The sequence below is a fragment of the Paraprevotella xylaniphila YIT 11841 genome, assembly GCF_000205165.1.
Lineage (GTDB): Bacteria > Bacteroidota > Bacteroidia > Bacteroidales > Bacteroidaceae > Paraprevotella > Paraprevotella xylaniphila.
Genome location: NZ_GL883869.1, coordinates 50,206 through 61,952, shown reverse-complemented (window position 1 = coordinate 61,952; position 11,747 = coordinate 50,206). Strand labels below are relative to the sequence as shown.

7 protein-coding genes are annotated in these 11,747 nt (G+C 48.1%); 5 read left to right on the top strand and 2 right to left on the bottom strand.

Going from position 1 to position 11,747, the window contains the following annotated elements; all coding sequences use genetic code 11:
• Positions 1–3 precede the first annotated feature (3 nt).
• Together HMPREF9442_RS11010 and HMPREF9442_RS11005 are read left to right on the top strand one after the other, a co-directional pair.
• Entirely contained in the window at positions 4–1,428 is a 1,425-nt protein-coding gene (locus HMPREF9442_RS11010) for a glycoside hydrolase family 30 protein (RefSeq protein WP_008628506.1), read from the top strand.
• A gap of 94 nt (positions 1,429–1,522) precedes the next feature.
• Positions 1,523–4,141 (top strand): hypothetical protein, encoded by a 2,619-nt coding sequence (locus tag HMPREF9442_RS11005; protein WP_008628505.1) that lies wholly within the window; start codon positions 1,523–1,525, stop codon positions 4,139–4,141.
• Between the two features lie 150 nt (positions 4,142–4,291).
• Here the strand turns inward: HMPREF9442_RS11005 and HMPREF9442_RS11000 are convergent, their stop codons facing one another.
• A complete protein-coding gene (locus HMPREF9442_RS11000; protein WP_008628503.1) occupies positions 4,292–4,723 on the bottom strand; it encodes a type II toxin-antitoxin system VapC family toxin in 432 nt (143 codons plus the stop codon).
• The gene (locus HMPREF9442_RS10995; protein ID WP_040602996.1) at positions 4,720–4,902 is read right to left on the bottom strand and encodes a hypothetical protein; all 183 of its coding nucleotides are present in this window, start codon (positions 4,900–4,902) and stop codon (positions 4,720–4,722) included. Before HMPREF9442_RS10995 ends, HMPREF9442_RS11000 begins: the two co-directional genes overlap by 4 nt.
• A gap of 203 nt (positions 4,903–5,105) precedes the next feature.
• Between HMPREF9442_RS10995 and HMPREF9442_RS10990 the strand changes: the two genes are divergently transcribed.
• The 3 genes from HMPREF9442_RS10990 (at position 5,106) to HMPREF9442_RS10980 (ending at position 11,737) form a co-directional block, all read left to right on the top strand.
• A complete protein-coding gene (locus tag HMPREF9442_RS10990; RefSeq protein WP_087944109.1) occupies positions 5,106–7,103 on the top strand; it encodes a fasciclin domain-containing protein in 1,998 nt (665 codons plus the stop codon).
• Between the two features lie 131 nt (positions 7,104–7,234).
• Positions 7,235–9,226, top strand: coding sequence for a fasciclin domain-containing protein (locus tag HMPREF9442_RS10985; protein WP_008628497.1), 1,992 nt, complete (start codon positions 7,235–7,237; stop codon positions 9,224–9,226).
• 24 nt (positions 9,227–9,250) lie between these two features.
• Entirely contained in the window at positions 9,251–11,737 is a 2,487-nt protein-coding gene (locus HMPREF9442_RS10980; protein WP_008628495.1) for a hypothetical protein, read from the top strand.
• Positions 11,738–11,747 lie beyond the last annotated feature (10 nt).

Below are 11,747 nucleotides of genomic sequence, written 5' to 3'. Positions count from 1 at the left end.
AATATGAAAAGAAACGTATTATTATGGATTGGGTTGGGATGCACATATCTTTCGGTGGCAGCTCAACAGATTGAGATGGTTACGACTACAGCTACGGAACGTTGGAAGGGGCAGAAGGTCAAAGTGTTGAAAAATGACGGGCGAAAGGCTGATGTGTATGTTTATACGGACAGCCTGATGCAAGAGGTAGACGGGTTTGGCGGGACTTTCAACGAACTGGGTTGGGATGCTTTGCAGTGTTTGGATGCAGAAGAACGTGGAAAAGTCATGGAAGCCTTGTTTGCTAAAGAAGGCATAAACTTCGCTTACGGGCGTACACCGATAGCTTGTAGCGATTATGCTTTTGCCTATTACTCTTATGACGACGTGAAAGACGATTATGAGATGCGTAATTTCAATGTCGGGCGTGACCGTTATACTTTGATACCCTACATTAAGGAAGCCTTGAAGTTGAGGCCAGACTTGAAATTGTGGGCCAGTCCGTGGACACCCCCCATCTGGATGAAAATCAATGAGCATTATTCTCTGAAAAGCCATGGGGTGGATAAGTTAGGGACGGGACACAACCGTCTTGATCCCCGTCGGGCCACATTCATCCATACGACCGGCTTCAACATGCAGGTCGGCTACTTGGAGGCATACGCACTTTATTTTTCCAAATACATTCAGGAATACCGGAAAAATGGGGTGAACATCAGCATGGTGATGCCGCAGAACGAAATCGCTTGGCAACCGGCTTGGCCGTCTTGTACATGGCGCCCCGAGGATCTGGCCATTTTCGTCGGTAAGTTCCTGGCCCCGCAATTTAAGAAAGACAGTATCGATACTGAGATTTGGCTAGGTACGGTGAACTATCCGAATCCCGATTATGTGCGTGCGTTCTTGAAAGACAAGGATGCAGCTGCGGCCATCGATGGTATCGGAGTACAATGGACGGGAAAGCAAGCGTTACCGGTTATTCAGCACGAATACCCCCGTTACCGTTACATGCAGACGGAAAACGAATGCGGCGACGGGGAGAACGACTGGACTTCGCTTGAACGAAGTTGGAAAGCCGTGGTGCATTGTTTCAACCATGGCGTGAGTTCCTATATGTATTGGAACATGGTGTTGGATGAGACGGGCAAAAGCGGTTGGGATTGGGCTCAAAACTCCTTGGTGAGGGTGAACCGCCAGACACGTGAGGTGGTCTATACTGATGAGTTTTATTTGATGAAACACCTGTCGCATTTTGTGCAGCCCGGGAGTCGGCGGTTGAAAGTGTCTGCCCCTGGGAACATGTTGGCTTTCCGTAACCATGAGGGCAAGACGGTGGTTGTGACATACAATTCAGGACCGCAACCAGAAAAGCGTAACCTGCAAATAGGCGGCCAACGGTTGGAATTCGAGTTGCCACCCCTCTCCCTTTCCACATTGGTTTGTGGATAAATGTGATGAGGCCGTAGGTATTTTCTCGTTCCCAATCGTAGTAGGAAATAGGAGAAGTTATAAAATTATGGTTTAACTTTAAATTTTTGTTTTTATGAATTTAGGACATTTACTAGGGTTCTCGTTGTTATGCTATGTTGGAACGGCAGTGGCTCAACGACAAATCCATGGCGTGAACGGTTATTACAATTGGACACCTGCCCAGTTGGAAATTGGTGCGAAAATGGAGTTCGGTAACGAAGGTGCAGCGGTGAAGAATGAAGATTACCGGAGGAGTTATGTGGTAGACGGTGATTACATCAGGTCTTATTTGGGAGTGCATAATACGAATTATGAACCCGAAAAAGGTGGGTTCTTGATGCGTAATCGTTTCGATATCAAGGAAAAGATTGCCGGTGAGGGACTTATGACGATAACCCCGGCCTTCCCTGTCCTTGCCTTAAAAGCTTCCACCATCAAGAACTCGGAAAGCAAGGCCGAAGGCGGTACAAAAGACAAAGGTTCTTTTTGGGTTGAAATGAGATGGTACAGCCCTTATGAGGGAGGTACAAGCGTCAAGGAGAACTTCGGGGACGCGTATGGCGGAATGTGGGGATTCAATCAGAAATCCATGGACATCTTTGCTTGCCAGTTTGCTTGGGGAGAAAAAGACGCGCTTGGCCGCGATTCTTTGGAACTCAAATATAATGGAGACTGGAACAGGCTCACGGGAACGCCCGATTCCACTTGGGCTATATTGGCGAATGGCGACAAACAAGCCAAAAAGGAAGACACGACATATTTGGCGCATCGTATTCCCGTGTCGTTCGATGAAGACAAGTCGGATGTCGTTATGGCATGGAACTTTGCGGCCATCAAGGACACTGCCACCGCAGAACGCTTGGAAAGCATGCGTTTGTTGGAGCGTTTGGGCAGCTTTAAGCTCCAAAGCATTTATTTGTGCTATATCTGTCGGGCAGATACATTGAAGAATATCATTTATGATGCGGAAAATCCCAGTTCCATCGTTTCGGCAGACCCGAAGAACAAGGAGGACATGCCGTATGTAGACATCAAGTGGCTCAAGACGTTCCGTTCCATGGCCGAATTCAAAGAAAGCCTGACGGCTGAAAATAATTGGGGCGATGGTGAGAAGGTAAACCCTCAAAAGGACGTGCTGAACACTGTGCTGTGGGAAGCGGAAAAGGTTATTAAAGGTTTCCAGAACTACATGGGGGATGCTGACAATGCCTATGCGTCTTTGAAGGAAATACATGCGAAGGCAGACGGGGTCTACAACAAGGTGGATGCCACGACAGAAGAGTATTTGGCCGCTATTGAAGAGGTGAATGCCGCCGTAGCCGAGTTCTATTCATTCGTAAACCCGACTGAGGATTTGGTATATAATTATATCCGTACTTCTGACGGTTCCGTTTCTTTGTATGCCTTGTCTGATGAAGTGACGAAAGACAGTTATACCGGACGTCCTTTGGCTTTGGGTGCTAACGAGAGTGCCATGCCTTTAACTTTTGTGCCCGTTGGCGAAAACAACGGTTTGGTCACATATAACCTGAAAGGCAAGGATGGCGTGGTGGTGCAATGCACTGACGGGACTTTGCTTTTGGTGAACGGTGCAAGCGATGCGGCCTCCTTTACCTTTGCCGACCGTGACGGTTTCGGACTGTTCGATATGAAATGTGGTTCATACTATTATTATAAGTCCGGTTATGAGTTGAAGACGGTAGATGAATTCCCGGATACGGATTACGAAGGTATGCAGCCTTATTTGTTCCAGATAGAGGATGCCTTGTCGAGCTATGTTCCTTCGGACGACGAGAAGACCGGGCTGTTCGAGGCTTGGGAGTTCAATGGAGAGGCAGAAGACGACCCGGGCACCAAGGGGACTATCAACGGTGCGGAACTTGTGATGGGCGAACACGGCCAGACCTTCATGTTGGACGGTTGGCGTATGCAACGTTGGCGCATGTGGTCGCGTGTGAACAAGGATACTTATAAGGATGCAGAGGGTGAAGATTTGCAGTGTCTGAAACTGACGGCGGCTGATACATACGATTCGTTCGACGGAACGTCTTTGGGCAATGTGACTACTTATCCGACCAGTCCGTCCATGCGCCGTGAAGGTGGCGTGTTCACGAACTTCTATGACCGTGACCCTGAAGGCGGAGTGCGTGACGAGTCCTGTATGATTAGCCTCAACCCGGGCGTACGCCGTTATATTGCCATGAAGTGCAAGGGTACGAACCCGGAGATTACGGTGGATAAGTTTAATTTCCTTCAGCAAGTGAACGGTTTGAATTCGGAATTTGCTTTAAATTTGTCAGATGCGGAAATGAAGGGTGATGTGTATTATTGGGACTTGTTGCGTTATGTCAGCGTGGGAAAGACCAATTATGTAAGCCAATATATGAGCACACAGGGCTTCCAACAAGGCGATGCGCTTTACATCGACTGGATCCGTACCTACGAGACTGTGGACGATATTCCATCCGAGAGCTTTGCCACAGGCGTGCGCGACGTGCAGGCCGATGGCGGTGACTTGAAGGTCTTCGTGACGGGGCGCACCATCAACGTCTTCACTTCGGAATCTGGTGCAATTTATACGGTTGACGGCACTTGCGTGTCCGAGTTCGAGGGCACGGTGCATGAAACCGTCCGTCCGGGTATCTATATCGTACGTGCCGGAGCGGCAGTGAAGAAAGTCATCGTACGTTGATATGCAAGTCCGGTTAGGTTAGTCCTTGTCCGGTAAGAGCCGGAGCCGGGAAACAGATAAATCCGCGCCTTTTTGACAAGAGGCGCGGATTTATTGGATAAAACGGACAAAATGATTTTTTATCCGCATGTCATGCCGGTAGTGTTATCGTTATCTTTCGTTGTATATGAAATCAAGCCCGTAACGTTCATAGCGTGAGAACTTCCTGTCGGAGCTGACAAGAGGTATACGGTCAGAAATCGCTTGCGCAATTATCATCCGGTCGTTTGGGTCTCGGTGGTCATCATATAAAGGCAAATCAACCAATGTGTCTATGTGTGTGCCTGAAGTTGCGACCATGTTAATACCTAATTCGCTTAACCTTTGCAGTGCTACATTTGCTGCACGGCGTATGTCTTTGCATTCAGGAATGCGCACCTTTCCTATTTGTATAAGATGCACGAGTTCAGCAAAGCATACGGAACTTGAGAAGAGCAATGTTTCATAATCTTTGATGATAGCCTTGACATCATCGCTTATAGAAGCCCCGTTATCTTGTCCGACCATAAAGGCAAGGATATTTGTATCGAGGTATGCTCTCATTTCAATATGTATTTCAAATCTTTCTCATCCCATGTAAATAGAGGTTCGGGGTTTTGTGAGAGCCATTCGCCCAACTTGTTGAATTTCCTTTTACCTCCGCTGTTTTTTATTTTTGTAAGCAGTTCGATGGCCTCTTGGCTGTTTGTCCGCATGGATGGTTTCCTGTTTTTCTTTTCCATAATAGTATTCGTTTTCTTCCTAAGTGCTAGAAAGCAAAGGTAGCAAAACATTTTTTGAATGGCAAGTGTCTTGTGGTTTGGTAATATGATTTTTTTGTTTGGCGTAGGTATTTTCTTATTCCCAATCGTAGTAGGGTATAGAAGGGGATAGAACAGCCCTTTCCGTAGGGAATGAATAAATGAAGAAAATAAAAAATAAAGTTATGAGGTTTAAGTATTTGTCATGTATCGCGGTTATGGTGCTGACTGGTTTTACCGCCTGTCAGGATTCGGATGACGTGGGAGAGAATTACACGACGTTCACCGGAGAAACCATCAGTGATTTTCTGGAGAATAATGCGGAGTATTCCGATTTTACGGAAGCCTTGAAAACGGCCAATGCTTTCTCTTTGTTGGAGTCGTACGGAGCATACACTTGTTTCGTGCCGGACAATGAGGCGATGGAAGCTTACGTGAGAGAACAAGGTTATGGGACGTTCGAACATTTCTTGGACTCCGTGGAGGCGGTCAAGGAGATGGTGTTCTACCATTTGATTGACGGCGAAAGCGGAGGCGTGGGCAACTATGAAACGGCCGGGTTTGAGAACGGTGCCATTGAGACGAAAAACATGTTGGGGCGTTATTTGTACACCTCCATTGCGCCTGACGGGGCGGCTTGGATGATCAACAGTACGGCACGCATCATTTCGGGGGATCATATAAAAGTGAACGGCGTGGTGCATTTGGTAGACAAAGTCCTGGCCGGTAACACGGATTTGTTGGCCGATTATATCGAGTCGGAAGGGCATTTCAAACTGTATGGCGAGGCTTTGCATGCTACCGGATGGCGGGATTCATTGATGCTTTTGGACGATGAGACTTATGTACAGGCTACGACCAAACCGTCTAACGACCCCTATTCTTCTACTTGTTATTTCCCCGCAGCTAAGAAATTCCGTTATACAGCCTTATTGGAGACAGACTCCGTGTTGGCTTTGAACGGGATCCATACTTTGGACGACATGCGGGAATATGCAGAACGGTATTATCCCGAAGGGGCAGATTTGCCGGATGATGACAAGCGCAGCAGTCTCAGCCGTTTTGTAGGTTATCATCTCTTACCGGTGATGCTGACTTCCAATCAAATTGTGAATACACGGGATTTGGTGATAACGCAGACTTGGATGGACGAAGACTGGCGGCGCGAGAATTACCGTGACGGACGTTTCTGGTTGGAGCAGTATTTGGTACCTATGGCAGACGAGTCGATTATTACGGTGCAAGCATTCCAATGGGGTGACCAACCGGCTCAAAAACCGGTGTTCAATGATGAACGCAACTGTTATGACCCGAAATATACGAATATGGCCGAAGAAGAGGAAGATGTGGTGACATTGGATATGGCGCATAGTAATCTGGATTGCCAGAACGGGGTCATCCATGCGCTTACCGGCATGTTGGTGTATGACAAGGATAAGATAGGACGCATTATGCGTGGCAAGCGTTTCCGTATGGATTTCACTACGTTCTTTCCTGAGCTTCGTAACAACGATATTATTTCTAACAAATGTTATTATATACCTGAGGGGTATTGCAAGAAATTGCGATACGAGGAAAGCAGCAATGTCTTTGCAAAATATGTAGGGGACAACATGCACAGCGACTACTTGCATGATTTTATGGAGATGTGGGGCATGTTCGATGTGTCTATTACCGTCGGGCCGATACCGGAAGGAAGTTACGAAGTTCGTATCGGTTATCGTGTAAACACGAACCATCGCGGTATCACGCAGTTTTATTTCGATGGTGTGCCCTGCGGTATACCTATTGACATGCGCTTGAAAGGAACTGATGCTTCTATCGGTTGGGAACAGGCATACGTGTACACACAGGTCAACAATCCCTATATCGGCAGTTGGGGGGAAGGAAATCCGGATGACTATTATGGCTATGAAAATGACAAAAGCCTCCATAACCGTAACTTTATGAAAGCTCCGGATAGTTTCGGGTCCAAGGAACTGCTGATTTCAGGTGTGACCGGAGGAGTGAAGGCTTCAGCCCGTAACGACCCGTATGCTTTGCGTAAAGTCTTGGGGATTTTCAGTTGGCCGGAAATGGCGACGCACGAATTCCGTGTGGTACAAATGTTGGACGGAAGTTGTCATTTCGACTACATCGAGTTCATTCCGACCAACCTGTTAGAGGATGAAGATACGCATTGACGGGAAAAAGTATTTTTTTTAAGCTTCTTGTAGGTATTTTAAAAATCCCAATCGTAGTAGGGTATAGAAGGGGATAGAACAACCCTTTCCGTTGGGAATGAATAAATGAAGAAGATAAAAGAATATAAGTTATGAGGCTTAAGTTTTTGTCATGTATCGCGGTTATGGTCCTAGCTGGTTTTACCGCCTGTCAAGACTCGGACGACGTGGGAGAGAACTACACGACGTTTACGGGAGAGACCATCGGTGACTTTGTGGAAAACAACGCGGAATATTCCGATTTTGCGGAGGCGTTGAGGGTGGCGGGGGCTTTCTCCTTGTTGGAATCGTACGGGGCGTATACTTGTTTCGTGCCGGACAATGAGGCGATGGAAGCTTATGCTTCGGAACAAGGGTATGGCACGTTCGACAACTTCTTGGACTCCGTGGAGGCGGTCAAAGAGATGGTGTTTTACCATTTGATAGACGGTGAGGCCAATGGCGTGCCTTATTATGAGACAGCGGGGTTCGAGTCCGGTGCCATCGAGACGAAAAACATGTTGGGGCGTTATTTGTACACCTCCATTGCGTCTGACGGTGCCTCTTGGATGGTCAACAATACGGCGCGTATCGTGTCGGGCGACCATATTAAAGTGAATGGCGTGGTGCATGTGGTGGACAAGGCGTTGGCCGGCAATACGGACTTGGTGGCCGATTACATCGAGTCTGAGGGGCATTTCAAACTGTATGGTGAGGCCCTGCATGCTACCGGGTTACGGGATGCCCTGACGCTTTTGGACGATGAGACTTATGTTCCCGCTACATCCAAACCGGCAGACGACCCTTATTCGGGTAGCGCGAATTTCCCCAAGACTAAGAATTACCGTTATACGGCTTTATTGGAAACGGATTCCGTGTTGGCCTTGAACGGTATCCGGTCTTTGGAAGACATGCGGGCTTATGCCCGGACGTACTTCCCCGAAGGGAAGGATTTGCCGGACACGGATGAGCGCAGCAGCCTTTACCGTTTTGTGGCCTACCACCTGTTGCCGGTGATGCTGACTTCCAACCAAATCGTAAACACGCGGGATTATGTGATGACCCACACCTGGATTGATGCGGACTGGTTGCGCGAGAACTATCGTGACGGTTCGTTTTGGTTGGAACAATATCTGGTGCCTATGGCTGACCAGACTATTATCACGGTACAGGCGTTCAAATGGGGAGACCAAGATGCGCAGAAGCCCGTATTCAACGATGAACGCAACTGTTATGACGCGAAATATACGAATATGGCAGAGGAAGAAGACGATGTGGTGACATTGGATATGGCGCATAGTAATCTGGATTGCCAGAACGGGGTCATCCATGCGCTTACCGGCATGTTGGTGTATGATGAGGATAAGATAGGGCGTATCATGCGTGGCAAGCGTATCCGCATGGACTTCACCATCTTTACGCCGGAACTCCGTAACAACGATGTCATCTCCAACAAGGATTATTATGTGCCGCAAGGGTATTGTAAGAATTTCAAGTTCGAGGAAAGCAGTACGATATTTGCCAAGTATATAGGTTCCAACATGCACAGTTTCTTCCTTGGGGATTATCTCGAAATCTGGGGCATGTTCGATGCGTCCATTACCGTGGGGCCGGTGCCGGCAGGAAGTTATGAAGTGCGCATCGGTTATCGTGTGGATGCGGCCACGCGTGGCATCACGCAATTCTATCTGGACGACGAGCCTTGCGGCATCCCTATCGACATGCGGCTGAAGGGAACGGACGCTTCCATCGGTTGGGAACAGGTGTGGCAGTTTACACAGGACAATTCCGGGGCATGGTGGGATGAAGGTTCCCGCGAAGACGACCCATACGGTTACGAGAATGACAAGAGCATGCACAACCGTGGATTCATGAAAGGACCGGACAGCTTCTGTTCGCGTGAATTGATGATGGGGCAAAGCGGCGGGATAAAAGGTTCCACCCGTAACGATCCTTTCGAGATGCGCAAGGTATTGGGGATTTTCAGTTGGCCGGAGACTTCCACGCATGAATTCCGTTTCGTGCAGATGCTCAATGGCAACTGCCATCTGGATTATATCGAGTTCATGCCGACTAACCTGATAGAGAGTGAAGATACACATTAAAAAGGAAACAAATATTACCGTATCATGAAATACTATAAATTACTGACGATGTTGGCTCTGGGGGCTGCATGGGCGTTCCCGGTCGCCTGTACGGACAAGTTCGAGGAGATGGAAGACCATATCCCGTCGTGGCTGAACAGCAACATCTATGATTACCTGCAAAAGCGCGGGGACTGTAACTATTATATCCGTCTGATAGATGATTGCGGGTATACGGATGCCATGAAGGTATCGGGAAGCAATACGCTGTTTTTCTCCAATGATGCCTCTTTCGAGCGTTTTTTCCAGGAAAACGAAATGGGGTATCGCCGTTACGAGGACTTGCCTTATTCTTTCAAAATGATGTTGCTGAAAATTGGGACTATCCCTTATTCACAGCTGTTGGAGCGTTTGTCGTTGAGCGACCGTGGGCAAATCACGTTCCGCCGTACGACGGATTTCGAGGTGGAAGATACCATTCCGGTGGTGGCCGCCGACAAGTTGCCGGACAGTAAATTCTTTGCACCCTATCGCCGGGCAGGGAAACCCATCAAATTGTTGTCCGATGCGACGAAATGGACATTGGTGCAGTTCTTCCCCGATGTGATGGAAGGTAAGCGCATTACGGACGATGATTTCAGTTTTGTGACCGGCATTCCCCGTGAGGCTGAGGATGCGTCATTGTTTGCCAACAAGATTATCCAGAAGGACATCGTATGCCAGAACGGCTACCTGCATGAGTTGGAGGATGTATTGGTTCCGCCCGAGAACATGGCAGCCTATATCCGTTCCAACGGAAATGTGAGTCGTTTCAACAGTTTGATGGACCGTTTCGCTTGTCCGGTGTTCTATAAACGTGACGAGAATGGCGATTCTATTTTCCAAACCCGTTATTTCAATCAAAGTCCGGCGTATGCTTTTACGGAGTTCAACGGTACGAATGCACCGGGTTTGCTTTATTTCGATCCCGGATGGAATTTGTACCAACCCAAGGGGGGAAACTCCAACCAACCCGGTTATGAAACGGATATGGGTTGCATGTTCGTGCCAACGAACGAGGCCATGGACCGCTTTTTGTCGGCCGACGGAGAGGGCAGCGATTTCTTCGAGGCTTTCGGTTCGTGGGACAACGTGCCGGATAACATTGCCGCTGACATCGTGGCCAATCATCAGAAATATTCTTTCCTTTCTTCGTTGCCCAGTCGTTTTAACGACATCAAGGATGAGGCCGGTTATGAGATGGAAGTAAGCAAGGAGAATATCGTGGATAAATTCGTAGGGCGCAACGGAGTGGTATATGTGACGGACAAAGTCTTTACGCCGTTAGACTACCGGACGGTGATGGGGCCGGCTAAAATCGATTCATTGAATTCCATATTCAACCAAGCCATGGTGGATGCACAATTCGTTTACTATTTGCGTTCTTTGAAAAGTACGTACCAGTTTTTTATCACGCCGAATGAATACATGACGGATTACGTGGATCCGGTGGCCAAATCATATGCTTCGACCAATTACCAGTGTAAGTTGGATTTTAACTTGACAGCGCAGAATACAGTGGCTGCCACGGCCACCCGGACTTCGGACGGGGAAGTGATTATGGACAATGGTTTTCCTTTGGGCACGAATGGAGTGGTCAGCAATAGCGGCATCCTGAAAAACCGTTTGGAGGACATCCTGAACTGCCAAACCCTGGTGACGGCCAGCAATGAGGATTTTGCTGCGGCGCGGGCTGCAGGGCAGGAATACTTCATTACCAAGGGCTATGCCCCGATTCGTATCACGGCAGATAATAAAATCAGCGGGGCTGGTAATGAAACTCCTTTGTCCATTACGAAAGTATATAATAAGGAGAACGGCAATGCTTATTTGATTGATGGCATTCTGCAGAATACCACCACTTCTATCTATGACGTGCTTTCCACACGGGATGAATTCAAGGAGTTTTATGACATGTGTGCCTTGTTGGGCATCTTTGTCAACAACCCGACTACTTCTACCGTGGCTCCCGGACGCAAGGTGAAGTTCTTGAACCAATATCATTATACCGTGTATGTGCCGACGAACGAGGCGATACGTGGGGCACAGGAAAAAGGCTGGATTCCCACAGTGGCGCAGATTGAGAACGAGGGTGACCTGTCGGTGCGTGATTCGTTGGAGAACGTGATGGAGCGTTTCGTGCGTTATCATTTTCAAGATAATTCCGTGTTCGTCAAAGGAGAACAAGTGGAGGACGAGGCTTATCTGACTTCTACGATCAACGAGAATACGAACAAGTTTTATCCGATTTATGTGACGAACCGGGGCGGAAGCGTGACCCTCTCTTCGGAAGCGGACCATGCGCTCGGAAAGGTGACGGCCCATGTGCTGACGAATGGAAACGCCTATAACTTGATGACGCGTGACCTTACCTTGAACAATAGCGACAAGGAGAAAGCCACGACAATTGAGGCTTATACGTATGCCGTAATTCAGCAAATAGACCAAGTGCTGATGTTCGACCGTCCGTCCGGTGATTCAAAACAGAATTAAAATGACCTTA